This is a genomic window from Vibrio sp. SCSIO 43133 (assembly GCF_023716845.1).
GTDB classification, from domain to species: domain Bacteria; phylum Pseudomonadota; class Gammaproteobacteria; order Enterobacterales; family Vibrionaceae; genus Vibrio; species Vibrio mediterranei.
On the sequence record NZ_CP068025.1, the window covers coordinates 1,865,473 to 1,891,104 of the forward strand.

General features: G+C 44.6%; 24 protein-coding genes. 7 read left to right on the forward strand and 17 right to left on the reverse strand.

The genetic code is table 11. From position 1 onward, the window contains the following. Positions 1 to 10: 10 nt before the first annotated feature. Positions 11 to 3,106: an efflux RND transporter permease subunit gene (locus tag JKJ11_RS25240; RefSeq protein WP_252039521.1), complete on the reverse strand. Its 3,096-nt coding sequence runs from the start codon at positions 3,104 to 3,106 to the stop codon at positions 11 to 13. Positions 3,107 to 3,114: 8 nt separating this feature from the next. Beyond that, the gene (locus JKJ11_RS25245) at positions 3,115 to 4,197 is read right to left on the reverse strand and encodes an efflux RND transporter periplasmic adaptor subunit (protein ID WP_503061071.1); all 1,083 of its coding nucleotides are present in this window, start codon (positions 4,195 to 4,197) and stop codon (positions 3,115 to 3,117) included. A 109-nt stretch (positions 4,198 to 4,306) separates the two neighbouring features. Here JKJ11_RS25245 and JKJ11_RS25250 point away from each other — a divergent pair, with 109 nt between their 5' ends. Continuing rightward, positions 4,307 to 4,906, forward strand: coding sequence for a TetR/AcrR family transcriptional regulator (locus JKJ11_RS25250; protein ID WP_206379148.1), 600 nt, complete (start codon positions 4,307 to 4,309; stop codon positions 4,904 to 4,906). 7 nt (positions 4,907 to 4,913) lie between these two features. Here the strand turns inward: JKJ11_RS25250 and JKJ11_RS25255 are convergent, their stop codons facing one another. Next, positions 4,914 to 5,858, reverse strand: a complete 945-nt coding sequence (locus JKJ11_RS25255) for a LysR family transcriptional regulator (protein WP_252039522.1) — start codon at positions 5,856 to 5,858, stop codon at positions 4,914 to 4,916. Between the two features lie 125 nt (positions 5,859 to 5,983). Further along, positions 5,984 to 6,523 (reverse strand): porin family protein, encoded by a 540-nt coding sequence (locus JKJ11_RS25260; protein ID WP_006069295.1) that lies wholly within the window; start codon positions 6,521 to 6,523, stop codon positions 5,984 to 5,986. 218 nt (positions 6,524 to 6,741) lie between these two features. On the opposite strand from JKJ11_RS25260, the gene JKJ11_RS25265 reads away from it, so the two are divergent. Next, the gene (locus JKJ11_RS25265; RefSeq protein WP_006069294.1) at positions 6,742 to 7,170 is read left to right on the forward strand and encodes a VOC family protein; all 429 of its coding nucleotides are present in this window, start codon (positions 6,742 to 6,744) and stop codon (positions 7,168 to 7,170) included. A gap of 203 nt (positions 7,171 to 7,373) precedes the next feature. Then, positions 7,374 to 7,544 (forward strand): hypothetical protein, encoded by a 171-nt coding sequence (locus JKJ11_RS25270; protein ID WP_006069293.1) that lies wholly within the window; start codon positions 7,374 to 7,376, stop codon positions 7,542 to 7,544. A gap of 270 nt (positions 7,545 to 7,814) precedes the next feature. Here JKJ11_RS25270 and JKJ11_RS25275 read toward each other — a convergent pair whose 3' ends face one another. The 3 genes from JKJ11_RS25275 to JKJ11_RS25285 form a co-directional block, all read right to left on the reverse strand. Further along, positions 7,815 to 8,105 (reverse strand): putative quinol monooxygenase, encoded by a 291-nt coding sequence (locus tag JKJ11_RS25275; RefSeq protein WP_006069292.1) that lies wholly within the window; start codon positions 8,103 to 8,105, stop codon positions 7,815 to 7,817. A gap of 207 nt (positions 8,106 to 8,312) precedes the next feature. After that, the gene (locus tag JKJ11_RS25280) at positions 8,313 to 8,741 is read right to left on the reverse strand and encodes a MarR family winged helix-turn-helix transcriptional regulator (RefSeq protein WP_252039523.1); all 429 of its coding nucleotides are present in this window, start codon (positions 8,739 to 8,741) and stop codon (positions 8,313 to 8,315) included. 2 nt (positions 8,742 to 8,743) lie between these two features. Beyond that, on the reverse strand, positions 8,744 to 9,382 hold the full coding sequence (locus JKJ11_RS25285; protein WP_198558643.1) for a cytochrome b/b6 domain-containing protein: 639 nt from the start codon (positions 9,380 to 9,382) through the stop codon (positions 8,744 to 8,746). Positions 9,383 to 9,501: 119 nt separating this feature from the next. Here JKJ11_RS25285 and JKJ11_RS25290 point away from each other — a divergent pair, with 119 nt between their 5' ends. The 3 genes from JKJ11_RS25290 to JKJ11_RS25300 all read left to right on the forward strand — a co-directional run bounded on the left by JKJ11_RS25290 (position 9,502) and on the right by JKJ11_RS25300 (position 11,438). Beyond that, positions 9,502 to 9,966 (forward strand): c-type cytochrome, encoded by a 465-nt coding sequence (locus tag JKJ11_RS25290; protein ID WP_252039524.1) that lies wholly within the window; start codon positions 9,502 to 9,504, stop codon positions 9,964 to 9,966. 30 nt (positions 9,967 to 9,996) lie between these two features. Further along, complete coding sequence (locus JKJ11_RS25295) at positions 9,997 to 10,671, forward strand: hypothetical protein (RefSeq protein WP_252039525.1); 675 nt, start codon at positions 9,997 to 9,999, stop codon at positions 10,669 to 10,671. A 110-nt stretch (positions 10,672 to 10,781) separates the two neighbouring features. Further along, positions 10,782 to 11,438, forward strand: a complete 657-nt coding sequence (locus tag JKJ11_RS25300; RefSeq protein WP_252039526.1) for an HAD family hydrolase — start codon at positions 10,782 to 10,784, stop codon at positions 11,436 to 11,438. Between the two features lie 78 nt (positions 11,439 to 11,516). On the opposite strand, the gene JKJ11_RS25305 is transcribed toward JKJ11_RS25300, so the two are convergent. The 7 genes from JKJ11_RS25305 to mngA form a co-directional block, all read right to left on the reverse strand. Next, entirely contained in the window at positions 11,517 to 12,308 is a 792-nt protein-coding gene (locus tag JKJ11_RS25305) for a nucleotidyltransferase domain-containing protein (RefSeq protein ID WP_252039527.1), read from the reverse strand. Between the two features lie 286 nt (positions 12,309 to 12,594). Next, entirely contained in the window at positions 12,595 to 12,972 is a 378-nt protein-coding gene (locus JKJ11_RS25310; RefSeq protein WP_006069285.1) for a VOC family protein, read from the reverse strand. A gap of 112 nt (positions 12,973 to 13,084) precedes the next feature. Continuing rightward, complete coding sequence (locus JKJ11_RS25315; protein ID WP_252039528.1) at positions 13,085 to 14,080, reverse strand: AraC family transcriptional regulator; 996 nt, start codon at positions 14,078 to 14,080, stop codon at positions 13,085 to 13,087. A 34-nt stretch (positions 14,081 to 14,114) separates the two neighbouring features. Further along, positions 14,115 to 14,897, reverse strand: a complete 783-nt coding sequence (locus JKJ11_RS25320) for an SDR family NAD(P)-dependent oxidoreductase (protein ID WP_006069283.1) — start codon at positions 14,895 to 14,897, stop codon at positions 14,115 to 14,117. A gap of 169 nt (positions 14,898 to 15,066) precedes the next feature. Further along, the gene (locus tag JKJ11_RS25325) at positions 15,067 to 16,077 is read right to left on the reverse strand and encodes a linear amide C-N hydrolase (protein WP_198558649.1); all 1,011 of its coding nucleotides are present in this window, start codon (positions 16,075 to 16,077) and stop codon (positions 15,067 to 15,069) included. A gap of 386 nt (positions 16,078 to 16,463) precedes the next feature. Further along, positions 16,464 to 19,103, reverse strand: coding sequence for a mannosylglycerate hydrolase (mngB, locus tag JKJ11_RS25330; protein ID WP_252039529.1), 2,640 nt, complete (start codon positions 19,101 to 19,103; stop codon positions 16,464 to 16,466). Positions 19,104 to 19,230: 127 nt separating this feature from the next. Then, positions 19,231 to 21,165, reverse strand: coding sequence for a PTS 2-O-a-mannosyl-D-glycerate transporter subunit IIABC (gene mngA, locus JKJ11_RS25335; protein WP_252039530.1), 1,935 nt, complete (start codon positions 21,163 to 21,165; stop codon positions 19,231 to 19,233). 255 nt (positions 21,166 to 21,420) lie between these two features. Between mngA and JKJ11_RS25340 the strand changes: the two genes are divergently transcribed. After that, a complete protein-coding gene (locus tag JKJ11_RS25340; RefSeq protein ID WP_006069279.1) occupies positions 21,421 to 22,134 on the forward strand; it encodes a GntR family transcriptional regulator in 714 nt (237 codons plus the stop codon). Between the two features lie 94 nt (positions 22,135 to 22,228). Here JKJ11_RS25340 and phnX read toward each other — a convergent pair whose 3' ends face one another. Genes phnX through phnW form a run of 3 tightly spaced genes read right to left on the reverse strand, consistent with a single transcriptional unit; the run spans position 22,229 to position 25,516 of the window. Then, complete coding sequence (gene phnX / locus JKJ11_RS25345) at positions 22,229 to 23,047, reverse strand: phosphonoacetaldehyde hydrolase (protein ID WP_088878045.1); 819 nt, start codon at positions 23,045 to 23,047, stop codon at positions 22,229 to 22,231. Beyond that, complete coding sequence (locus JKJ11_RS25350; protein WP_006069277.1) at positions 23,040 to 24,413, reverse strand: aspartate aminotransferase family protein; 1,374 nt, start codon at positions 24,411 to 24,413, stop codon at positions 23,040 to 23,042. The genes phnX and JKJ11_RS25350 overlap by 8 nt, the downstream gene beginning before the upstream one ends. Then, on the reverse strand, positions 24,413 to 25,516 hold the full coding sequence (phnW, locus tag JKJ11_RS25355) for a 2-aminoethylphosphonate--pyruvate transaminase (protein ID WP_031493165.1): 1,104 nt from the start codon (positions 25,514 to 25,516) through the stop codon (positions 24,413 to 24,415). Before phnW ends, JKJ11_RS25350 begins: the two co-directional genes overlap by 1 nt. Between the last annotated feature and the right edge of the window lie 116 nt (positions 25,517 to 25,632).

A 25,632-nucleotide genomic window follows, 5' to 3' on the forward strand; every position in this document is an offset into this window, starting at 1 on the left:
TCAGCACTGCTTAAAGCGCCTGTTGTTTTACTTTTGGCTTAAGGCTTCTCTGCTTGCGAGGTTTAACCATCATTCGATAAACAACAGGGACAAAGTAAAAAGAGATCAATGTCGTGAGGACGGTACCACCTGCGATAGCCACGGCGAATGGTGGCCAGAAGCCTCCTCCTGCGATAATCAATGGCATAAATCCGCCAACGGTAGTGATAGTGGTTGAGGTAATATGGCGAGTACACGCCATTACTGCATCGACGGAAGCATCGATGTCGCCTGATGATGCTTTCTCATCTAATCTCAATTCCGCCAAAATTACGATAGCCGCGTTGATAGCCAGCCCCATGATGCCCAGCATCGCTATGATGACGGTAAAGCCAAATGGATAGTTGAAGACCCACACAGAGAGCAGCCCTAATCCTCCAGCTAATCCCGCCACCATAAAGATAATCGTACTTAGCCTAAACGAATTGAACGACATGACGACGACCAAAATCATCAAGACCACTACAACCGAAATATTCGAAATAAGCAGACTTACAGAGCGGTCTCGCTCTGCGGACTCACCACCAAAATCGATATGATAACCCGCTGGTAAGGTATATTGGGACAAACGTTGTTGGAACTCATTAAGTACCGTTTGTGGTAGCACTCCCGCTTGAATATAGCCCTCAATGGTATTGACGCGCTCGCCATTGCGTCTGGTAATAGCGCCACGGCTGGTGGTGAGTTCAAGGTCGGCCAGTGTCGATACGCTGACACCTGTAGTATAGGTATCAGAAGAAATAGGTAGACGTAAGTTGCCAAGGTGCGATAGGTTTTCACGCTCTTCATTAGCAACACGTACACGAATAGGAATAGACTCGCTGCCTTCAGTGACCGAGCCGGTTTCTCGCCCGACTAATGTCGCTTGCAACATGTTGGCAAACTGGTTGAGCGTAATGCCATTGAGCTTGGCAGTATCTTCATCTACTTTTAACCAGACTTTTGGTGTACCAGGTTGTAGAGTTTCTCTGGTGTGTGTGACATGAGGCGTATTGGCAAGAATGAGACGGACATCCCCTCCTATAGATTTGAGCGTATCGAGATTCTCACCATAGACTCGTAACTCTATTGGTGCTTTAAACGGAGGACCCTGTTCTAGTTTTCTCACCAAAATTTGAGCGGAAGGGATTTCTCTGTTTAACCGCTCCTGAAGCTCTGGAATGACTTTATTAGCGGTTTGGAATGAATCCATTTTAACCATGGCTTGTGAGAAGTACGGCGCGTTGTTTTGCGTGGCTTGTAAATTGTAGTAGAACGATGGGAAGTTAGCGCCAACTAACCAATCGACTCGCTCTACACCTTCATAGGAACGAATGATGTCGTCCACAAGCTCCGTAGACGCCTCAGTCGCGTAAATACTGGCTTGTGGAGGTAAAAATACTTGTACCTCAAACATGTCTCGATCCGAAGGTGGAAAGAACTGTTCAGTCAGTTGAGAAATACTCCAATAGCCAGTAATGGGAACGGCTAAGACAAGCAGCAAAGAAATAGCAGGGTGTTTGATCGCCAGTTTTACTGAACGAGCAAAAGCATGGGTCAAAGCGGGAATGCGAAGCCCTGTATTGTACCAATGGTCTCCCGACGCGTGGCTAGGCAATAGCATAGTCGCGAACCCAGCAATGACGGTGTGTGAGAGGATATAAGAACCCACTAAAGAAAAGGACACAGTGATCGCAATCGCGCCTACAAATTCTCCGGTAGCGCCGGGCATCAGAATAATTGGAGCAAAAGCGAGAATGGTGGTGAGTGTTGAACCTAACAATGGCACCCATAGATGTGACAGTGCATTGATGGTCGCCTTTAAGCGAGCCTGACCTTTTAATCGATAGCTTTGGATGGTGTCCACCATGACCACAGCGTTATCCACCATGATTCCCAATGCGACGATAAGTCCTGTCACCGACATTTGGTTAATAGGTATGCCCGTCATTTTCATTAGTGACAGGGTAAACATCGAAGTCAGGGGCAGCGCAATAGCGACCAGCACGGCTGCTCTTACGCCTAAAGTCACAAACAGTACAATCAGAATCAGACTAAAACCGATAAGCAGGCTTTGCCCCAGATCGACCAAACGTGTCGTCGTGTAACCTTGTTGATCAAAGAGAATGTTAACCTTGATATTGCTGGGTAAATCTTGCTGAAAACGTTCAATGACCTTCATTGCTCTAGCGGTCCATTGATCAACACGTAACTCAGGCACCATTCGAGCTGCAACAATAACACCGGGTTCACCATCAATGAGTGCCATTTCACTTTCAGGTGTCTTAGCGCTGCGAGTGACGCTGGCAACATCTTCGAGTCGAATAATATGACCGTTATCGTCAACGATCAAAGGCACTTGTTTAATTCGCTCTATCGAATCCAATTCTGACTCAATTTCCAGCCCAAAGCGTGCGAAATGGTTGACTAGCTGGCCAGCAGAGTTTTTCGCGTCTGCGCCTGTTAGGCTATCACCGATGTTGATACTTGAGCGGCCAAACGCCGCGGTGTCAGCAGTCCGCAGGTTAACTTGAATCTCTTCTTTTGGCATGCCGTATTCATCGACAAACTCAGTGCCTGATAATGTTCTGAGTCTTTTAGCTAACTCTTTAGCATAACGACCTAATATTAGAATATCGGTTTCACCAGGGCCGTCCCAAGTTAGCGCGGAAATGATGGTAAAGGCGTAGGTGTGGTCACTGTCTAAATCAGGGGCGCCTGAACCGATAGGCAAAACAGGGGTGATGTCGGACAGTTTATCTCTTGCTTTGGACCAGACTGGCTCTGGCTCTGTAATCTCATCCTTCAGCTCTATTGTGACAATAGAGATGCCTGGCCTAGATGTTGAACTTAGTAGTTTGACTTCACTAAGCTCCCTAAGTTTGTTTTCCACTACCTCAGTAACTAAGGTTTCGACTCGCTCAGCACTTGCGCCAGGAAAGCTTGTCGTTACATTGGCAAAACGGTTCGTGATAATGGGATCTTCTGCTCTTGGTAATGACGAAAATGCGGCGAGACCACTAACGATCAACAGAGCAGTCATTAAAATGAGTAACCGAGTATTGGTAATGATTTGAACTGCTTTCATATCACCACCTATTGAGAGCTTATTTGTACGGGTTGCCCCGGAACAACGCGGTGCAGGCCACTGGCAATGATAGACTCGCCATTGGCAAGTGAACCATTGATAAAGGCACGTTGGCTGTCGGCGTATAAGACGTTCACACTGCGACGTTCTACTTTACTTTCGGCGCCTATAACATAAACATTCCACACTCCTCGCAAGCCATCAATAAGTGCGGTGAGTGGAACCCAGTAACCTGGTTCGTCAATTGTTTGTTCGAATGCCAAATAGGCCAGTTCTCCCTCCAAAACATGAGCATCTTTAGGAAACTGATAGCGCAGTGACACGCTGCGTGACTTGGTGTCTACCATCGCTCCTGGGTTAAGAAGTGTTACGCCATAATGAGCATTAGAGACTCGCACATCAGGAGAAGTCAGTTGGGTGACGCGTTCAAGCTGTTGAGCTGGAATACCGATAAAGGCTTCTTTACCGGCACTGGCGAGCAGTACTAAGGTTGGTGTTCCGACGTTGACAACATCTCCAAGAGAGACATGTCTCTTGGCAATAACGCCTGAATAAGGGGCAAGGATGGTCGACTTTTCTTGTTTTAGCTTATTTGCGTTCCACGCGGCTTGTAGCCTCACAAGATTGGCTTGCAATACGCCTTCTTGGCTTGTGAGGGCGTCGATTTCGGCCTCCGCACTGAAGCCTTTTGACTTAAGAGACTGTTGACGTTTTAGATTGGCTTCAACCAGTTTTAGCTGGGCTCGCACTTCATTATTTTGTGCCCTTAACTGGTTAGCTTCGGTGACCAATAAATCCGTATCGAGTCTAATGAGTGGTGCGCCTTTTTCTACGACATCACCCACATCGACAAATAACGCATCCACTTTGCCAGATAGCTCAAAGCCAAGATTAGCTTGTTGACCTGCTTTTACTGTACCGACGTATTCCCTTTGAACCTTGTATGAAGGGCTTAACGTAATTTCAGTGGTGGAAACAGTCAAAGGCTCGACCGTCTCTACCTCTGGTTGCTCTGATTTTTGACAACCTTGTAGCAAAATCAGAATTGCTAGTGCTGATGCTTTTGTTAGTAATTGCTTTGTTTGCATCATAGACATCCTATAAACCTAACCTATTGGTCATAGAATAATCATAATCAAACTAGACTGTCTAGTTTGATTGTGTTAAAAATTAGTTATTCCAAAGGTTGCTACTGGTATTGTGAGCATGATCCAAAAAAGTGAACAGAAGAGACTACAGATATTAAAAGCGGCGGGAGAGTTGTTTTGCGAACACGGCTACAAGGTGAGCATGGATCAGATCGCTAAACTAGCTGACGTCTCAAAGCAAACGGTCTATTCTCATTTCAAAACTAAAGACCAGCTGTTTGAAACTTGTATTCAATACCGATGTGAGCAGCGCGCGATTGATGAATCGGCGTTAAGTTTGGATAGTCCGATCAAGCCTACTTTGGTAGAGTTTGGTGTTCGTTTTCAGAACATGCATCTTGAAGAGCAAGTTCTACAAACGTTTCGAAATGCAGTGGGGCAGGTGAAGTCTCACCCTCAAATATCTGCACTCTATTTGCAATCTGGACCTCAAAAAACACTTCATGTTCTAGCCAATTATCTTCAACGTCATCATGAAAAAGGTACGATTTCTCTTCCCAACGATTCAGAAAATGCAGCGATGCAACTTCTACTGATGTTCCATGGAAAAGCCGCTTACTGGGCGTTTTTAGGTGAGAGTGGAGTGCAAACTGAAGCACAGCGCAAACAATATATAGAAGAGTGCGTTACGCTATTTCTATCGGGTTGCTAACCGACGATTAGTGGTGATTGGCATTTTCGGTTTTACGTTGCTGAAATATATAAATAATCGACTCATTAAGCCAGTTGACTAGCGCACTATTTTGGTGGCGACTGTGAAAATAGGACAATGCAGGATACTGCGCTTCAGGTAATACTTGGTCAGGACTTAGCATGACTAAATTTGGGTAGTTATGTATCGGGAAGCAGTTGGTGGTTCCCATAAACATATCCGATTGCTGCACAACATCAATAAGTGCAACTGGGTATTCGGAACTAAACCCCACTTCTAGTGGATACCCCAGGCGTTTGAAGATTTCAACGGTAGGGCTTGTATATTTACTGTAGTTACTGACGATTAGTCGTGCCAATGGATACTTCGACATAGACTCAACCGTTACCTTTTTCTTAGTAATCGGGTGCTCTTTTCTAACGAGTAAGCAAGCGTTAATCTCACCAATTGTTCGCTTTTCCATGAAAGGGTAGCTGTCGGTTAATTCAGCATTGATCCCTAGTAGTATTTCTCCCTTTTCGATAGCGGTTACTGTTTGATCATTCCACGATGCAATATGGATTCGTAGGCCTGGAGCATGTTCACGAAAATAGCGATACAATTCACCAGAAATGGAGAAAACAAAGCTCGAAGAGAGGGCAATGGTAATGTCTTGGTCTAACTGAGCCGGGTCAAAGACATCACTATCATTGACGACATTTTCGATATCGTACAATAGAGGAAGTAACGAGCTCGATAGCTGCTCAGAAAATGGAGTTGGAGCTAAGCCTGATTTCACTTTAACGAATAATGGGTCATCAAATTGATGACGCAATTTTTGTAGTGATTGACTGACAGCTGGTTGAGATACGTACAAACGTTCCGCCGCTTTACGCATGTTTTTCTCTTCGTAAAGCACCTTGAACACTCGAAGAAGATTAAGATCGAGATTGGCAAAACGGTCTTTCGGCATTGTATTACTCGGTTTTATGGATGACATGGGAATGTTAGCACTTGCAATGTTAGAAATACGTCAAAAGCCAACGTGGAATCACATTGGCTTGGAATAGGTGGTTTAACTGCCTGTTATCTATTAGGTTAGAATTTGTAACCAACCGTAAATGATAGGTAGTCTGCGTCAAGATCACCATACATTGGTAAATCGACGCGAAGATCTGCGTATAAGCCCATGTCAAGTTGGCCACGCACGCCAGCACCGAGATAGACACTTGAATCATTGCCCGTTATTTTGCCATAGTTCGATGTATTGATTTCATCACCTAGGAAAGCAAGACCAACTACACCGTAAGGTTTAATCCACCCTTGACCAAGGTCAAAGGCGTAACCAATATCAGTATCAATTTTTAAGGTGCGAGCTTTGTAATCCAATGTTTCATCGTAGAATGGAACGTAAACATCATCCTGGTTCCAAGCATAAGACACGTTGATACCAAAGATTTGGTTGAAATCATAACCGTATTCAACTTTGACGCCTGTGCCTAAATTCCAGCTTCCCAGTGAGTCACTAAATTCTAGGCTTGAAGCACCTATACCAACACGATGACCACTAAAATCTGTATTTGCAAATGCGCCAGTTGAGATTGCTGCGATAGCGGTGGCAAGAACTAACTTTTTCATTACTAACCCTTAATTGTAAAAGCAATCCTGCTTGTGGTTTGCATTCCGTGCTCTGTTTCGATGAGGGCTAGTGTAATGATTGGTTAAAAAGACACTAATCATCAGTTATTAATAGTCTGATAACTCCTGCTTATGACCTCACTGTTAAATAGTCCTTGACCTCAAGTTAACTTGAGGAATTACGCTAAGATCCAATCACTAACAGAAGGAATAATACGATGAATGGATATATCGAGCATGCCAACATTACGCTAGTTAACCCTAGGAAAACGATAGAGTTTTTATTAGCAGCATTACCAGACTGGCGGATTAGAGGTCAAGGAAAAATGGAAGAATGGTATGGCAAGGAAGTGGAGTGGTTTCATGTCGGAGATGATCGCTCTTACATCGCAGTCCAATCGGGAGGTGATGGTCGAATAGCAGATTGGAACAACCATTGGACAGGCGTAAAACACATAGGAATCGTCGTAGATGACCTTGACGAAACAGTTGAACGGCTAAAAATCGCAGGTTATGAATTGGATCATTGGGGAGGAGAGCATCCCCATCGTCGTAGTGCTTATTACGTGGAGGATCATAATATGCAGTTTGAGTTTGTCGAATATTCCTCAAACAACAGTTCGGAACGAAATGACTATAGTATTTGATAATGTCCTATGAGTATTATCAATATGTCGGGGATTCGATGGTGGCTTAGCTAATGTATTGATATAAATGAAATTTCCACTTTTTGATTCTAATTGTTCATAGGTGGGGTGATGAAGGTTTAGATCTACGAATAGCTGTCATTTGTTGAAGTTTAAAACTTGAACTAACGTGTTCTTATCAATGCTACACAAGAGAACCTGTTATGACTGATAAAAAAGAAATCACTAGTGATGTAGAAAAACAGCGTCAAGAATTGATGGCGAGATTGAAAGGTGCTCAAAACCAGATGAAAAACTCCGGTTCTGATAAAAGCAACGCTTCAGGCTTCCTAGATGTGATGATCAAAAGCACAGGAACTTTTGAAAAACAGTAGTAAACGTACGCCCAAACCATCGTTTGGGCGTACTTTAGTGGTTACCCTAATGACCAGCATCTAACAGCACTATTAATAACCTTCACGCTGTATTCATTGTTCTGAGAATTCTTCACTGTCAATCCTCACATACCTTGTTACCGTAAAAGTTCATACAATGGACTGCGATAACACTATGGATTTATGGATAAAACTAGAATACCTTGCCTTACAAATTTGGGCGATTTTTGTCATTAGGGCGCTACTATTTGACCAATAGTTTGGTGGCAATTAGCCAACTTGAGTCATTTCGTTAAGCGTAAAACTCTCAACGGCGCCGTCGGTTGCGGCTTTGTATTGAGCAATATGTGGTGCGGCTAAGTGTGCCATTAACAGCTCGCGCGACTCCCAGTTTTCGTAAAATACAAAGTGCGCAGGGTTTTCATTATCTTGGTGTAAGTCGTAGTTGATACAACCTTGTTCTTTACGTGTGATATCAATGAGTTTAAGAAGCTCTGCTTTCACAAGTTCAATCTGATCAGGTTTTGCAATGATGTTAGCGACGATAGTCAGCTTTGCCATGGTATTTCCTCGTTAGAATGGATCTTTTGGTTGGTGATAACTGGATAACAACATCTTATCTTGGCTTAAATAAAACAAAAATAATGAGAGATTTGAAAGATTATCAAACCATCATTGATAATCGACGTGTTTCTAGAGTCGAACCGCTTCGCCACTCACAAGCATTCAAACAATTCAGTTAAAGCGATGTGAGTGGCGCAGATGGACTCATATACGCTCTACCAACTTCTGCAATGTTGCAATCAAATTTCTTTGTTCTTCATCTTCAAGCCCGGCTAGCAACGCTTGATTGACTTCGACCGGTAGGTGAATGACTTCTTCCTTAAGGGCTTTCCCTTTGTCTGTCAAAAAGATCCTGAAGGAGCGACGACTTTCTGGGTCGGCACGTCGCTCGACCAATTCTAGAGCTTCTAATTTGTCGAGTGTTCTAGTCGTTGTTGAGCTCTCTACCTTGGACATTTGCGCAATCTCTCGTTGAGTGACGCCCTCCTTTTCCCACAAACACATTAGAGTTGGCCATAACGCTAGCGTCAGTCCCTTTTCTCGCAATCTCTTATCAAACTCTTTTGATGCATGATTTGCCACAACATTTAGTAGCCAACCAAAGCTGGTTTGGCGTTCGAATTCTGTCTTCATTTTTACACCATTGAAAAAGCAACTATTGTCATCGTAACTAATATTGAGATGATTAGCACTAACAACGCTTTAAAGTTGCTCGATAAAGAAGGAGATAGTGCATCTGCGTTGAGTATCTGTTGCCCTGTGAACATAGACATAAGCAGACTTTTGCCACGTAGTTTGTAGATAACAATAGCTCCAACGTGCAGCGCGACCATGATTGGTAACATGTCAGCGAATAATGCGTGAGTGGTGTCTGCAATGTCATAAAGAGGCTCGGGAATAAAAATGCCGATACTCTCCAAACCATCAAACATTCCAGCTAAAAGCATGCCGGTAACACACTGAATGAGTAATGTACCGATCATTGCAACAACCATGACTGCACCTAGCGGGTTATGCCCAACATATGAGATTGCCTTACCGAATGTATATCGGACAATTACTTTTGGATGCTTAAGAAAAGAACGGAATCGGCTACTTTCACTACCAATAAAACCCCATATCACGCGCCAAAGTAGTAATGTAAATAAAACTAGTCCCAATTGGATATGGGGCCCTTGATTACTAAAGCCAGTGAATACTAGTCCCGCAAAAACAAGGGCTTGAATCCAGTGGTAGAGTCGAGTCGCAAGATCCCAAACTTTAACCTTTTGCATAATTTGATCCTCTAGTCTTAAATAGTTGACATTAATTTACACAACAATTGTTGCGCATGCAATAATTGTTGTGTAAATTAAATGCATCAACAACGATATACAAAACAGGTGGAGGAAATATGTTCACTCATCATTCGACGACCAAATTAGTATTCTTGCTCGCACTATCGACAGGTATTTCATCTCTAGCGTATTCCGCTCCGGACTCAGCAACATTAGACATCATAGACGCTCGGCAAAAAGCCTTTACAGCCCTCGAGTCACAAACTAAGGCCGTTAAAAAAACGCTCGATGGTAGTGATACCGACTGGCAGACTTTGTTAGAAGCGAGCGAGCAACTTGTAGCTAACAGTGATGCGTTAAACGGTGCCTTTGTTTTAGGGACTCAAGAAGGAAGTAAAGCGAAAGAAAGCGTGTGGAGTAAGCCAGAAAAATTCAATCGATTAATGCAACAGATGCAACAAGGCTATCAGCAGGTGGCGCTTGGTGCGCAAAATCAATCTATTGTAGAAGTCGAGAAGGGGCTAAAGGCTGCGGAATCTACGTGTAAAAGTTGTCACCGCAGCTATCGCTCACGTTGGTAAGAAGTATCATTTGAATTAGAAGGTAAAGTCATGAGAAAAATAATCAAAAATCTATTTGTTATCGGTGCACTTCTTGCAGGGGCTAGCTCTGCTTATGCGTACGATTATGGCGTAGAGTTGAAGTGGAACACTGATGATATCGCACAAGTACTTAAGACGATGCCGGAACAGCGAGCATCATTTAAGAAGCTGGTGGATAACGGAAAAATCAAAGACATGTTTGTCGAAAATAGCCAAGTAGGCGGACAGAAAACACAGCTACTAAAATTCGTTATGGAAGCAGAAAGCGAGCAATCGGTGCGTGACCAGCTAGCAAGTTTACCTTTGTACCAACAAGATTTGGTAAGAATAAACCACATTGAGTTGTTAGGATCAAAGTGGTTAGACAACACACCGAAAGCGAATAATTTTGGCCTCACCTTCATTTGGAAGTCTGGGGTAGAGCCTTTGGAAATTGACCGAGTATTGGGCATTGATTTACAGCGAGTGATAGCACTTAATCAAGTTGGCACGGTAACCTCGTCGTACATCAATACTCAGAATTTAGAGAATGGTGTTGTCAGACCCACTTATTTGGTGGCGGTGCTTGCCAAAGATGCCGCACATGCTTTGGAAATGAGTAAGCAATTTGAGGCGGTGACAATGGGCTACGCCGAGGTGCAAGTCGAGCCTTTGGGTCACAAGCTAGATATGAGTAAATTGTAAAACACAAAGTGCTGCAATCAAGTTTCGGTTGCGGCATACCTTTCTATTCCACTGGCCTGCATAACCTTATACTATCCATAGAGTTTATTCAGATTGAAGTAGGATAAGACATGACGACAAAGTCACTTTTTGTGTTTGATATGGATGGCGTACTTATTGAATCAGAACCTTTTTGGCGAAAGGCGCAGATTGAAGTGTTAGCTAATTACGGAGCGAGCGCCACGATTGACGACTGCATTGAAAACACTATGGGAAAACGACTTGACGATATCGCTGCTATATGGATTCAAATGTTTAACTTGAGTGTGGATGCTAAGGTGCTGGAATCAGAGATAATGCAAAGAGTAGTTGCACTTGTCGAACAGGAAGGCGAGGCGATAGAGGGTATTCCGACACTGATTTCAGACTTAAAACAAAGAGACTTTCGCCTCGCTCTAGCCAGCTCTTCTGCTTATCCAATTATTCATGCGGTGACTGAAAAACTAGGTATACAAGACAGCTTTGACTTGATGTTAAGCGCAGAAGACGTACCAAATGGTAAACCAGCTCCCGATGTCTATTTGGAAGTTTGTCAGCGATTAGATGTTCCAGTGGAGCAGGCATTCGCATTAGAAGACAGCCTAACAGGTGTGAAAGCGGCTGTTGCGGCGCAGCTCACCACCATTGCTATGCCTTTTGAAAATAACCCTGCGTTTTCAATTGCGGATTGTGTCGTGGAGTCGGTGCAGGATGTAATAAAAATGGTTGATAGTCATACCGTGGCATGAGAAAACGAGCCAATAGATGTAAAAATGTGAGTTGCTAAGAGGCAACTCACGGAAACTCTTACTTTTCTATATTTGCCATCACTTTATGTTCTTTAGATAATCAACACAGGCTAATTTTGCTCTATCATTGACTTCGATAGATTCGTTTGCTCTCAGCTCTAGGTAGATTAATACGCAATGTTCAAGTGCAGACTTCAACGATTCCTTTTCTGGTAACGCTACAGTTTTTTCTAGTTTCTTAGCAAACTCTGGTAGCCTTTTTTCTATGGTACGTACGCCAGATGGCGTTAAACCCGCTTGCTTGAGGGCAAGGGGGGACAGAGCATGAAAACGCAGGAAAGAGAGAAACTCTAACGCTTCAAAATATTCACCTCGAGCTATTTTCGTTGCAGCATAATGCGTCCAAATCCAGATGCGATCCTCGATCCATTGTGGGTCAGGTTGAGGGTAGCTTGGTTTGGCAGTGGCAAACACATCGCTCAACATGCTGTCTTTTTCCCAAAGAACTTGAGTATCATCGACTCGTACTGCAGCATCAGGTAGTGAAACAAACTTGAAGTCGACGTGAACAAGTTCCAATTCACCGAATACAGACACAATGAGTCTGGGTTCACCCACATGTTCACCGGTAAAGGCTGCTAGCATATCGTCAAATTGACTTAGTATATCGAAGCGTTGTGCCATAACTTCTTGATAGTATTTAGGTTCGATAGCAATAACAAAGTCTAAGTCGCTATATTGGTCCATTGTGTCAGACGCGTAAGAGCCACTGCAACCAATGCCGCAAAATCGAGGATCCTGAGAGAGTACACTGACGATTTGTTCAAGTTGTGCACGATGAGCGGAAGGAAGTGATTTCGGAAACTTCATATTTTACCTTCTAAGATAGGTTGGTGAGTGCAACTGCTGGTGCGGTAAAATTTATGCAGCATTACAGGATATCAATATATGACTTACTATCAAGCTTTATTAGGATGCTTGTTAGTTTCAAGTGCCGACTAATATAGAACTATCTGACACAGAGGTTCGCAAAAGTGTTGGTCAACGTATTGATCAACGACAGGCACTTTGTAAAAGCTATGCTAGCTATGATGTGAAAAAGGAATGACAAACTTCATTCCTTTAGAAGACCTTTAAATTAAACGCAATGCTCAAACTATAAGAAGCAGGTCGCCGAAATCTTGTTTCCAGCCGGATCTCTTAGGTATGCCATATAGAGTTTACGTTCACCGGTATCTCTGATTCCAGGTGGATCTTCACAGGCGATCCCACCATTTCTAACTCCGACCTCATGCCATGTGTCAACCTGTTCTGGCGAAGTTGCAAGAAATCCGATAGTCATGCCATTGCCGTGAGATGCTAGTTGACCATCAATTGGCGTCGTAAGACCTAGTACCCCCGTTGGACTGAAATACATACAGCGCCCTTTTGCGTCTAGTACCCCTTCACCGTACCCTAAAACGGACATAGTTGAGTCATAAAACGCCTTGGAAGCTGGGATATCGTTGGCACCTAAAAATACGTGGCTATACAAAATAAATCTCCTTTACCGCTATTTCCATTAAACCTTATAGCAAATATCGATTGAAAATAGATCGACAAAGTTATGTTGCAGTTTGCGTATCAAGCCACGTGATGGTTTGTAGTTACATTAACTGCTCACGTTGTTGAGCCGGAGAAAGCCCATTCCAAGAGGTGTAAGCCCGAATAAATGAGTTGCATTCTTGGAAGCCTAATAAAAAAGAAATCTCACTCACTGGGAGCTCGGATTTAATGAGGTAATCTTTCGCCAAGCTTTGCCGAACCTCTTGAAGTAACTCTTGAAAAGTCAGATTTTCATGGGACAGTTTGCGCTGTAATGTTCGTTTGCTCATGGCCAGTTCACGAGCAACATAATCGATACTGCTTTGCCCCTGAGGTAGTGCATCGAGCAGGACTTTCTTCACGTGATCGACAACGTTTTGTTTGCCAACGGTTTCGCTGAGCTGTTTTTGCAATTCACTATCAAAGCACTTTAACATCAACTGATTACGGGTCAAAAATGGCGTATTTGCATCTTTAGAGCTGAAACGGATACTGGTGTTGTTGCCTAGGGTAATAGGGCAACCAAAATAGCTTTCGTACTGATCCAGGTTGTCTGGAAGTGCAGGGAGCTCAACGCGCAGTGGTGCAATATTCTGGCGCGTTGCTAGACGCGTTAGTTGAGTGAAGAAAATAAGCTCCGAGAGATTCAGGCAAAGTGGCAATGGCGCTTCAAATCCGTAGCAGCTAATGAGTAACTCCGTATATTCATCATTGGTATCAATATCCAATGCCATTGGGCCAATAAGGGGTTTGTATTCCTGAAGACGTTTTGCTGCTGCATTAAGGTTAGGTGTGCATATGGCGGCATAGATTGGGACATCGAAGAACTCTAGGCTCATCACTTTGGCAAATTCTAACGGCATATCTCGCCTGTGTGCTGCGAGATCAACACCATGCCACAATTGGAAGTATTGAGACGGGGAAAGCTGTACTTTTTCTTGTGCGAATAGCCCTTTGGGCAGTTTCGCGTAAGCAAGTACTTCCTCTATGTTTAGATCTAGGTCGCTGAACATCAGTTTCCAGTTTGGTGGAATAACGAACTTATTGGCTCTCTTCATTTCAATACTTCTATTTAGGTGAGGTAATGTGATGTTATTTGCGGTTTTTCTCCATCGCTTTGCGCGAAATTTTCAGTACCATCTTACGGGGAAGGAAAGGAACAATCCAATTCAACATGAACTTCAAACCTGGCTCATTGAATGCAATCAGTTCGCCATTTTCCATTGCTTGATAGCCACACTCAGCAACGGAACGCGGCGTTTTCGCGTTCTTCCAAACATCCACACCTTCGAGATTTCCTGCTTCAACAAACCCTGTCGCGACTGCACCTGGACATAAGGCTGTAACGGAGATGTTGTGTTCCTTTACTTCTTCAGCGACCGCTTGGCTAAAAGAGGTCACGTATGCTTTTGTTGCGTAGTAAACGGCTTGCAAAGGACCGGGTATGAAAGAGGCTGTGGACGAAACATTAAGTATCTTACCCTTGTTTCGTTCTACCATGCCTTTTAAATAAAGGTGGGTGAGGTTAGTCAAGGTAACCATGTTTACTTGCATCATTGCTTGTTCATCTTCAAGAGTACGTTCATGAAAATGACCATGACCACCGAAGCCTGCATTATTAATCAGTATATCGATTTGGATCCCAGCCGCTTCCGTTTGTGCAAACAACGAGTGCGCAGAGTCAAGCTTGGCTAAGTCGGCGGGTAGAACGGTAACGTTAATGCCAAATTGGCTTTCAAGCTCAGCTTTCAATGCTTCGAGTTTCGCTTGAGAACGAGCGACTAAAACTAAGTCACCACCTTTTTGCGCGTGGACTTTAGCCAGTTCAAGTCCGATGCCACTTGATGCGCCAGTAATAAGTGCTGTGTTCGCCATGATGAATCTCTCCCAGTGTTAGGTTAACGATGAAAGTGTCATTGTTTGATGGAGAGATTATAGGTCTACAAACGGTGCCACCTCATATCAGATCACGCCATTGTGAATTCCGATCATGCCAAAGTTAAATGCACACAAGGTTTGCACAGTTTATAGATAGAAGGATAAATTAATTAATATCAATAACTTGATAGCCATCAATGGTTCTGAAGATGTCAAACTGCTTGTAAGTAGTGTTGGCGAAATCAATAGTATCGATATCGACTTTGCGAATCTGTTGGTTGTCGTAGGTACGGAAGTAATAGTCTTTGTTGTTAATATCAGTGACATTCGAATAGCCGGTCATTTGTGGATTTTCGGGATCGAAGTGTCGCCAATACAGGGTCCCTTGCACCACATCAACACTATTGATCATTGACCATGCACGGTTAACTGCATCAAAGTCAGTAACGATTCTGGTGCTATCTTGAGTCGCGTTTAATGCCACCATTTGTTGGAAACGTCCAGTGGGTGAGCGGTCAAAACCTTTAAAGGTCTCTTCTGCAAACTGTACTTTTGCATCATCATAACCTTTACCATCAAGCATCATCTGCGCCAGTTCTACTTGAACAGGATAGACTGGATCATTAGTCATGACGCCGAGATCGTTTTCGTAAATCTCGGCTATGCCATCGCCTTGAGTATGTTCCACTACGACCTTACGCTCACCATCGTTGATTGCAAGATGTACCCCTATAGCGCCGACCCCTGCCATTTTACCAAGATGCACTTTCAGATTATGAAGTATCGTGACTGCTTCATCGGTTGAACGTGCGTTACCAAGAATGTAAGCCCCAAGTGCGATCTGTGAAATATCACCCTTACCTGCTGGTAGATAATCCGCAGCTCCGAGTGCTAGTGCCTCAACCGAAACACCATGCTCATTAATGCCTGAAGACACCATATCTTCTTGACCATGTTGCATCCCAACAAAGCCATATTTAGCCGTAAACTCAGCGAACTCATGCCCTCTTGGAACGACTGTGAGCATCTCATGAGCTTCAAATGGCAATTCCATAGTGCGAGCTACAAAGGATTTATCATTAGCTTCAAAAGTGGCATAGGTGCATGCATCTGCAGTACCAACAATTACCCCACTGGTTGTTGCGGTTAGTAACAGTGTAAGAATTGACTTTTTCATTTGTTCGCTCCGATTCTTTGATAGATAACATCCTTGCCTAAAGAAGTACCTACTTGGTTTGAACGACAATCTAAAGTGAGCAATCATTGGATTCAAAATAGGAACCATTGTTATAACCAATAGATGGAGCGTTGGTAGGGGGGCTAATTAGGAGGAGATTAATGAAAAAACCCGCCTCGCAGCGGGGTTGGTCAAAGAGCTTGATTATGAACTTATCAGGACCATAAGTTACCAATAGTGAGCCTGTGAAGTCTCAATTAAACAGGCTCTAGGTACGTCGCTGGTATGGTGATAACCGAAAGACAGTACCATTCCCTTGATATTGGTAAAGGGAGTAGTCAGCAAAGAAGCGGAGCACGATGCTTTTTGCTGACCACAAACTTAGCTTAAAGCTTAATTTGGAAGCTTCTAACCTGACACGGTTTCAGCGATCCGAAGGATTGCATCTCAATGTTAGTATCTCGAATTCGTTCGTCCATACTGACCTCTCTCCAAGAGGTAACTGATTCTTTGAATGCGATATTGTCTTCAATGGTTGCAGTTTCTGATGGGTTGTAGACTCGGAGAATCAATGCATCTTCATCTTCTGCTTTCTTAAGCACACTCAGAACGGCCCCTTTTTGATTCTTATTGAGCAAGGAGTAAGTCAGCGGTTTGTTTTGCTCGCCCACATTCAACTTCATCGCGTTATAAGGAATTTTGTTGTAGCACTGTATTGGCGTTACATTGTCACGTGACTCTGCCATAATGTTGGCATCTATGTGGTTGCCAGCAAAACCAAACAGCGCAAACTCACACACGATCTTGCCGCGAGTTTGAGAATCTGGTGTTGGGATCTTGATACCAGATGGTCGGCCTGGTCGAAGAAGAAGGTTCTCCTTCCCAAGGACCCCAACACCACGGAATAGCGTGAGCGCGAAAGTATCACGTTGCGCGTTGCCTTGACTGGAAATGACTTCGAATTCACGCAGACCATTGCTCATTAGTGCCATACCGCCCGTGTTGTTCTCAACCGCTGCGAAGTTCATCAATTGATAAACGGGTACGGGTGCTTCTTTCCAGCCTTCTTGCTCCCAAACATCCATCGCAGGATCGTTCGTCGGGCGCGTTATGAGACCAAACTGATTATCGGCAACGACAGTTTCAGATACGAATGGTGTTGGAACGAGAACTCGAACACGGTGATCATCGGCTTGGTTGTCCATTTCCATGCGGACTTCAATACGGCGAGAGCCCTGTTTTAGAACTACTTGGCAGTCCACATCAACAAACCCGTTTTGGCCTGAACGCGCTTCGCGCTCTTCAAGGTTTGCAGGTACGTTCATGCGAGTCTTGATTGTTGCGACAGACTGGAAGCCTTCATGTTTGATGCTGGTTTCAACATCAAACTCGTCGGAATACAGCAGCCATTCTTGGCGAGAAGGTGAGTAATCGTACTCGTCGCCATCGTCAGAGCCATCCTCGACACGCAATACTTGGTCGAACGTCATCTGAGTGTCTTTATCCAGCACAGTCAACGTACCGTTGCTGTTGACTGTGATTTGGTAGAACTCATTTTCAAGTATATCGGCGCTTGAATGAATCGCTTTTTGTGCCCCGTCTTGGTTACCTTGGATGTGAAGCGTCGTGTAGCCCATTGCCGGTACAGAATATTTAATCTGGATATCGTACTCAATAAATGGGTCGTAGTTTCCATAGTGAACAATTTGGCGGTCAATTTTGCCAGGGTCGATAACACGTTGTTCTCGGATAAAGTATTCGACCGCGTTGCCCTCATCATCAAACAGGTTGAACTTGTCAGCTCGAATGGTGATGGTTGTATTGATCACTTCTTCACGCTCGTATGGTGACAGGTTAAAGAACGCAAGCTTGTCACATCCTTCACGAGCAGGCATATGGTCAACAATCTTACGTTTGTAGAAATTGATCAGGTTGGTCGCCATATCATCCGCTAGGATGTAACGGTTTAAAATTTCAGCGTGAACTTTATCTGAGCAGCAGCAGCCAATAGAGTCGTGAGCATGGTTCTTCATACTCTCTTTCCACATTTTTTCGATAAGACCATGGTGGTATTCAAACCCAAGAGTCCAAGCGATGGAAGCGAGCGGCTCAAGGATATTAACGATCTTGTTTTCTACCTCTGCGTGGATAAGCTTGATGTCCATGCGAGTCGAAGAAATGGTGCGGTGAACACGCATGTACTTACCGTCGTTAAACTCACCTTTGATGGTATCTAGGTTGTCACGCTCTTCGCGGATTCGATCAAACACCTCTTCAAAGCGGCTCATAACGAACTCACGATCTGGGTAGATTTCACGTAGCTTGTCCATCACCTCAAAGATGTCTTTTTGGATTGGCATCTGATCGTGACCGTTTGGCAATAGGATGTCTTTGGTCACAGATGGCTTTTCAAGCACGGGGAAGTATTTATCGAGACGCGCACGCAGACCTTCTTCGTCTTGTGGTAGGTATTTACCAATCGCATAGCCAAGAGGCAGCACCTGCGCCATGACTTCTGAGCCGTCGTTTGATTGCCACAAGAATTCGGTTTTGTCGGTACCGTGGCGCTCAGAACAGCCGCGCCAGAACATGGCAGTGTCAATGTCGAAACCGTTATAGATCATTGGCAATTGAGAGCTCATTGAGAAAGAGTCTGGCAGATAACCAATCTTCATTGGTTCGCCAAGAGCAAGGCAGTCGCGTAATCCATAAAGCATGTTGCGTACAATAGACTCACCAGAGACTTGCATGGTGTCGGTTTGCGAGTACCAAGGACCAACAATTAACTTACCTGCCTCAACGAGCGCTTTTACTCGCTGCTTGTTTTCTGGTTTGATGGCAAAGTAATCTTCAATAACGGCAGTTTGGCCATCGAGTACGTAGTATTTGTACTCAGGGTCTGTTTCCAGACGTTGCATGATTTCTTCCATATTATTCACCAGTAGAATTCGAGATTCTTCGGTGGTGAAATACCATTCACGGTCCCAGTGCATGTGAGGAGTGATATGAACGCGAGATGTAGTCATTGTGTTAACCTTTGGACTGCTTTGCAGTGAGTTTAAATTCTTTAATATCAAGGGATTGATCGTTACTAGTTGCTGATTGAGGGCACAGAGAATCTGTGCCCTTCAGCTTATTGATTAATAATTTTGATTAGTTTTGCGTGGCTACCTGAGCTTCAAATTTGCCCTTTTTTACGGCATGCGCTCTCCACGCTAGTAAGGTAACGGTTGAGATAGCGGTACCTATTAAGGCTGCGCCGAACCATATTGCGGCTGCCATAAAGCTACCAATACCTGCATCGTGCAGCAGGAAGATTGAGAAGATACCTGCTCCTGGAGTCGATAGACCGATACCTGCAGCACCAATCATGGCACCTGTAACGATGGAACCGAGTAGGAATGAGCCGATAACACGGATAGGATCTTCAATTGCCATCGGAATAGCACCTTCAGTGATACCTGCTAGACCAAGTAACCAGGTTGATTTTCCGGTTTCAATTTCGAAATCTTTGAATAGACGCGGAGCAAGCATGGTCGATGCTGTTACGGTGAAAGCTGAGACCATTTTCACTGAGCCGAAGATAGCGTATGGACCGTAAACACCATTCGCCATCGCACCAAGACAGAATGCATATGCCGCTTTGTTTACTGGACCACCTAAGTCGAATGACACGAAACAGCCGATCACTGCGCCCAGAAGTAGAGCGTTTGTGCCAGACATGCCGTTTAGCCAGTCCGTCAGGCCTTGGTTAAGCCATGCAACAGGTTTACCGATAACAAACAGCATTAATGAACCTGCAACCAAAGTGCCAATAACTGGATATAAGTAGAAGGTTAAGAAGCCGTTGAAGGCAGGGCTAAGGCGAACATTCTCTTTCACCCAACGCATTACATAACCCGCAATCAGACCACCAACTACGCCACCTAAGAAGCCTGAACCGATTAGGTTGGCAGCGATACCTGCAGCAAAACCGGGACCAAGCGCTGGTTTATCAGCAAGCGAGTAAGCGGTGTAAGCGGCAAGTACAGGAACCATTAGGGTGCCAAGCAGACCGCCGCCAAGCTTACGATACATCCATAGCCACGAACCATCGGTTGCATACAATTCTTGCAGATCGAAAATTTGGGCAATAAGAACGGCCACTGCCAGAACTGTACCGCCAGCCACAATAAGAGGAACGGCATAAGAGATACCCGAGAGCAGTGCTTGTTTTAGCTCTGTTTTCAGCGGTAGTTTTTGCGGTTTATCGTCTGTTGCGATAGTACGCTCAGCACCAGCACTGTTCTTACCTGCTTCAATCGCGTCGTTCAGAATACGTTCTGCGTGTTTGATTGGCTCTGCCACTGGCACTTCAACACGTGGGATGCCACTAAAGCGTTCAACTTCTTTGATTGCGACTTCTGCTGCAAACACAACAGCCGTGGCTTTGTTCAACTGTTCTGCAGTCAAACGGTCTTCAATCCCGTTCGCACCTTGTTTCTCAACATAGACCTTGTAGCCTAGCTTTTTACCTGTCTTTTCAAGGTACTCGGCTGCCATGTAGGTATGAGCAATACCAGCAGGGCAGGCGGTTACACAAACAACGGTTGGTGCATTTGTATCTAAGTTGTCTTGTTCTTCGGCAGTGTTGTCTTTCCCAGTCAATAAATCCAGAATTTGTTCTGAAGTTGTAGCATTGAGGACCGCGTGGCGCACATCGTCGTCAACCAGCGTGGTGGTAAGTTCGGTAAGCAGGTGCATATGTGTTGAGCCTGCCTCTGCATTTGGAATCGCAATTAAGAAGATGAGATTAACGTCTTCATCTTCATCAAGTCCTTGCCATTTGAGATCTTTTGAAAGGGTGGCGACTGCGAAAGCGGCTTCTTTCACCGCGTCAGTTTTCCCATGTGGTACCGCTAAGCCTTCACCTAGCGCTGTTGGACCTTGAGCTTCACGCTCGAATACAGCCTTTAAATATTCTTCCTTATTGTACAACTTGCCTTGTTGGTGTAATTGTTCGGCAAGGGCTTCAATCGCTGCATCACGACTTTCAAATGTCGTTTGTAGGTTTATCAGCGATGGGTTGGTAAGAGATGTTAGGTTCATAACTTTTGTCCCATTGTTACATTCATCTATTGTTGTCCTGTCAACAATGAGTGAATAATACCTATTTGATACAAATGATCCATGATCAAGATCTCATTTATCTGGAAATATGTATTGTTGTTGTATTTAAATTTAAGTTTTTTGTAGTAACAACTGCTTGTCATTAGTCTATCAATTCGTATCATATTGGTTAAATATAGTTAATGTTGAGTGCTCCGACTCAATTGACGCCGTAATCAGGTAGTAGAGGTTAGTATGGCGAGATTACCGATGTATCGCAGAATTGCCGATGCGATCCGCGAAAAAATTAGTAGTGGAGAATATAAGGTGGGGGAAGCGTTGCCCACTGAAGCTCAGTTGCGTGAAGAGTTTTCTGTGAGTCGGGTGACTGTCAGGCAGGCTATCAAGTTATTGGTAGAGAACCAGGAGCTAGAGAGTATTCAAGGTAGCGGTACATATGTAAAAGAAAACCGTGTTAATTACGATATATACCAACAAACCAGTTTTGCTGAGAAATGGGCTCACTTACAAGGTGTGACTCACAGTGATGTACTGGCCTTTGAGATTCAAGCCGCATCTATCACTATGGCTGAACATTTAGAGATCTCAGAAGGAGAACGTATCTTTTACATTAAACGCGTTCGCTTTTTGGACGATAACCCAATCACAGTGGAAGAAACCTGGATGCCAACGAGTATGTTCCCAGACCTGACCTATCAGGTCATGCAAGGCTCTAAGTACGATTTTATTGAGAAACAAAAAGGCTTGGTCATCGATCGCAGCGAACAAGAGATCATTCCTGTATTACCACCGGAAGATATTGCTGATCTACTGCAAATTAACCCAGCTCAGCCCATCATAGAGAAGCGAACTAGAGGTTATTTACGTGGAGATACAGTGTTCGAGTATAGTCGTAACTACTTTAAATCTAGTGAATATAAATTTACCTTGGTGGCTAAACGGCATTAACGCAAAACCCGCAGCCTAGCTGCGGGTTTTGCGTTCAAATGCTCGATAAGCCAAAGGAGCTTGGCGCGCTTCTTGTACTGTCGAAGTGTACTCGTTAAGGACGTTCGCCAGCAGCAAGACGTTTTTCGATATCCGCTACGACGTCTGGGAGGTCGGCGATGGTATCGATGAGGTAGTGCGGTGATGCTTTGCCAAGTTTCGTGCGAGCGCGCTCACGAGCTGCATCAAGAGTGGCGTGATCCGCTGATTGGTATTCGTCAAACGTCAAGCCTGCTTCGTTGCCTGATAGCAGCAGGCCAACGGTCCACATTCCCGCATTATGACCTTCTTCGATGCCCGGCGCAGCGTCATCGACTTTCACACAAGCACCAACACAGCCAACACCAAGCTCAATAACGTTTTTCAGTGCCATAAATGGTGCAGGGCGGCCACCTTGAGGGAGATCATCTGTGGCAACCACATAATCCGGCTTGTAGCCATAGTCCGCAGCGACAGGAATAAGTGCATCCATGACCTCTCTCGGGTAACCAGAGCAAGAGCCAATCTTGATTCCTTTATCTTTAAATGAATTCACCACCTCAACGGCATTAAGAATCGGCTCGGCATGATCGGCGACTTTGGCTTTTTGCAAAGGCATGAAAGCAGCGTAAATAGCGTCTACATCTGAGTCACTCATCTCTTTGCCGAATTGCGCAACCCAGCGCACTTTTACTTCTGGTAGTTGGCCGACCGCTTTAATGTGGTCCCATTTACCAATGCCCATAGGCTCACGAGCTTCGGCAAGCGTAATATCGAAGTCGAAACCTTGTTTAAATGCTTCCACGAAAATACTCGTTGGTGCAAATGAACCAAAGTCCACGATAGTTCCTGCCCAGTCGAATACAATGGCTTGAATTGGAGATGAATTAGACATAGTTGAAATCCTTACATACTTTAGTGATTGCTTGCTCGAAAATATCGAGTGCGGTCGTCAGCTCTTCACGAGTAATAACGAGGGGGGGACTAAGCTGAATAACGTTGCCTTGCGACACCTTAAAACTCAGTCCGTGGTTCAGACATTGGTAAAGAACTTGTTCTGCCTCATCGAATGCGCGTGCTTTAGTGACATGACTTTTCACTAATTCCACACCCCAGAGTAGACCAATACCGCGTACGTCACCAATGACTGGATACTGTTGCTTCATCGTTTCTAGGCGAGTTTTGACATACTCACTGTCACGACGTGTTTTTTCTAAAAGATTCTCTTGTTCAATGGCTTCCATGGTAGCCAGTGCCGCCGCGCAGCCAAGCGCACTCTTCTCGTGGGTATAGTGACCCAGAGAAATCTCTGCAGCGGTGTTGTATTTTTCTCTGGTTACCATGGCGGCGATAGGCACCAAACCACCACCGAAACCTTTACCAATGCATAAAATATCCGGTTCTATATCAAAAGCTTGATAGGTGAACCACTCACCGCTTCGGCCCATACCGTTTGGGATGTCGTCGATAATCAACAGCACATTATGCTTGTCACATATTTCGCGTACACGTTGCCAGTAGGCTTTACTTGGCACTTGAACATCGGTATTACGAACACCTTCAGCAATAAAGGCACCTATGCCGCCTTCTTTCTCGATAACGTATTCTAGATAATCTGCATAATGTACATCGCTGCCATCTTGAGAAGGCAAGGCACCTCGGTAGGACACGGCGGGTGGAATACGCTCAACACCTGCCATCAAAGGCCCCATACCTTCACGAAAGCAGGCTTCACCTCCGACAGAAATGGCGTCCAGTGACGCACCATGGAAAGAATCCCATAATGAAACTACTTTGTGGCTGCCGGTAATGTAGCGTGCTAACTTAAGTGCCATGCCAACAACGGAAGTGCCTCCAGGCGCAAATAACACACGCCTCAAATCTCCACCGCAAATTTGCGTTAGTTTTTCTGCACATTGCACCGCCGTTTCGTTGGTAAAGCGACGTGGCGAAAACGGTAACGAGTGCATCTGCTCGGTCACTCGTTTAATCACATGAGGATGACCATAGCCGAGTTGGTGAACATTGTTGCCATGAAAATCCATATAGCGCTTACCGCGGGTATCTTGAATGTAGATACCTTCAGCTGCTTCTAAAGAATCCAAGCAAGGCGTGGACATTGATTGATGCAGAAACACATCCGAGTCACGTTTAAGCAGTGCTTGAGTCGCTTGGTCTTGAATGTTCTGATTCCACTCGTGGCGAGCGGGCGTATTATTCACGTCCCCCTCGCTGCGTAAATGGGTCGCTTGCTCTGGCATTATGCTACCTCCCAGTACATTGCCTTTTTGATGGCAATGATAAGGCGCTCAATATCTTCAGGGTGTACGTCGCCAATGTTACCGATACGGAAACAGTCCGCGTTGGAAACTTTGCCTGGGTAAATTACAAACCCTTGCTGTTTTAGACGGTCGTAGAACTCTTTGAACTGATAATCACTGTGCTCTGGCGAGTAGAATGAAGTGATAATCGGTGAGTGCAAATCGTCGTTAAGAAGTGTGCGAAAGCCTAGCGAACGCATGCCTTCAACCAGCGTTTTCTGATTGGTAAAGTAACGTTGATGACGAGCGGGAATCCCACCTTCTTGTTCCAGTTCAATTAATGCTTGATAGAAGGCGCGCACAGTATGAGTTGGCGAAGTGAAGCGCCACTTGCCGTGGTTAACTTCCATACATTGCCATTGGTCATAAAGATCGAGACTGAGAGAGCGGGCCTGACCTTTACATTTCTCAAGCTCTGTTTGCTTGGCAATAACAAACCCAAAGCCAGGAACACCTTGGATGCATTTGTTGGCAGAGCTGATCATAAAGTCGATACCCAACTCACCAATATCCATTGGAATACCACCAAAGCTCGACATCGCGTCTAGAATGACCACTTTGCTATGTTGTTTTGCCAACGATGCAATTTGCTTAATAGGGTTCAGCATGCCTGTCGTAGTTTCGCAGTGTACGATGGCAACGTGAGTAATCGTGTCATCTTGCTTGAGCAGCGTATCAATAGCATCAATATTTGGTTGGTTAACCTCGCCAGGAGCAACTACTTGGGTTGCGATATTGAGATAGCTTGCGATCTGGGCGATACGCGCACCGTACGCGCCATTGTCGATGACAAGCAACTTTCCGTCTTTACTGATGGCACTGCCAATAGTTGCCTCTACCGATGCGGTACCACTACCTTGCATTAAAACGCTGGTATAACCGTGATGGGAAGTCGCTAACTTGGTCAGCTTGGCACGAATGACTTCGACGACATCTTTATTGTATTCATCGTCCCACGTACACCAGTCTTTAAGCATCGCTTGGCGTACCGTTTCTGATGTAGACAAAGGACCTGGAGTTAACAGCAAATAATCGTTCTTCATGTTATTTCTCTATTTGGACTATACCAATTTGTTTTGGTTAATCTAACAGCGATAATTAGGGGAAGTAAACGGCACAACTTAAGGTTTCATAAAACTTTCACACTCGCTCTTCTTGC

Coding starts and splice junctions, on each gene's coding strand:
- JKJ11_RS25240 (WP_252039521.1), bottom strand. CDS start 3,106: ATGAAAGCAGTTCAAATCATTACCAATACTCGGTTACTCATTTTAATG.
- JKJ11_RS25245 (WP_503061071.1), bottom strand. CDS start 4,197: ATGATGCAAACAAAGCAATTACTAACAAAAGCATCAGCACTAGCAATT.
- JKJ11_RS25255 (WP_252039522.1), bottom strand. CDS start 5,858: ATGCCGAAAGACCGTTTTGCCAATCTCGATCTTAATCTTCTTCGAGTG.
- JKJ11_RS25260 (WP_006069295.1), bottom strand. CDS start 6,523: ATGAAAAAGTTAGTTCTTGCCACCGCTATCGCAGCAATCTCAACTGGC.
- JKJ11_RS25265 (WP_006069294.1), top strand. CDS start 6,742: ATGAATGGATATATCGAGCATGCCAACATTACGCTAGTTAACCCTAGG.
- JKJ11_RS25270 (WP_006069293.1), top strand. CDS start 7,374: ATGACTGATAAAAAAGAAATCACTAGTGATGTAGAAAAACAGCGTCAA.
- JKJ11_RS25275 (WP_006069292.1), bottom strand. CDS start 8,105: ATGGCAAAGCTGACTATCGTCGCTAACATCATTGCAAAACCTGATCAG.
- JKJ11_RS25280 (WP_252039523.1), bottom strand. CDS start 8,741: ATGAAGACAGAATTCGAACGCCAAACCAGCTTTGGTTGGCTACTAAAT.
- JKJ11_RS25285 (WP_198558643.1), bottom strand. CDS start 9,382: ATGCAAAAGGTTAAAGTTTGGGATCTTGCGACTCGACTCTACCACTGG.
- JKJ11_RS25290 (WP_252039524.1), top strand. CDS start 9,502: ATGTTCACTCATCATTCGACGACCAAATTAGTATTCTTGCTCGCACTA.
- JKJ11_RS25295 (WP_252039525.1), top strand. CDS start 9,997: ATGAGAAAAATAATCAAAAATCTATTTGTTATCGGTGCACTTCTTGCA.
- JKJ11_RS25300 (WP_252039526.1), top strand. CDS start 10,782: ATGACGACAAAGTCACTTTTTGTGTTTGATATGGATGGCGTACTTATT.
- JKJ11_RS25305 (WP_252039527.1), bottom strand. CDS start 12,308: ATGAAGTTTCCGAAATCACTTCCTTCCGCTCATCGTGCACAACTTGAA.
- JKJ11_RS25315 (WP_252039528.1), bottom strand. CDS start 14,080: ATGAAGAGAGCCAATAAGTTCGTTATTCCACCAAACTGGAAACTGATG.
- JKJ11_RS25320 (WP_006069283.1), bottom strand. CDS start 14,897: ATGGCGAACACAGCACTTATTACTGGCGCATCAAGTGGCATCGGACTT.
- JKJ11_RS25325 (WP_198558649.1), bottom strand. CDS start 16,077: ATGAAAAAGTCAATTCTTACACTGTTACTAACCGCAACAACCAGTGGG.
- mngB (WP_252039529.1), bottom strand. CDS start 19,103: ATGACTACATCTCGCGTTCATATCACTCCTCACATGCACTGGGACCGT.
- mngA (WP_252039530.1), bottom strand. CDS start 21,165: ATGAACCTAACATCTCTTACCAACCCATCGCTGATAAACCTACAAACG.
- JKJ11_RS25340 (WP_006069279.1), top strand. CDS start 21,421: ATGGCGAGATTACCGATGTATCGCAGAATTGCCGATGCGATCCGCGAA.
- phnX (WP_088878045.1), bottom strand. CDS start 23,047: ATGTCTAATTCATCTCCAATTCAAGCCATTGTATTCGACTGGGCAGGA.
- JKJ11_RS25350 (WP_006069277.1), bottom strand. CDS start 24,413: ATGCCAGAGCAAGCGACCCATTTACGCAGCGAGGGGGACGTGAATAAT.
- phnW (WP_031493165.1), bottom strand. CDS start 25,516: ATGAAGAACGATTATTTGCTGTTAACTCCAGGTCCTTTGTCTACATCA.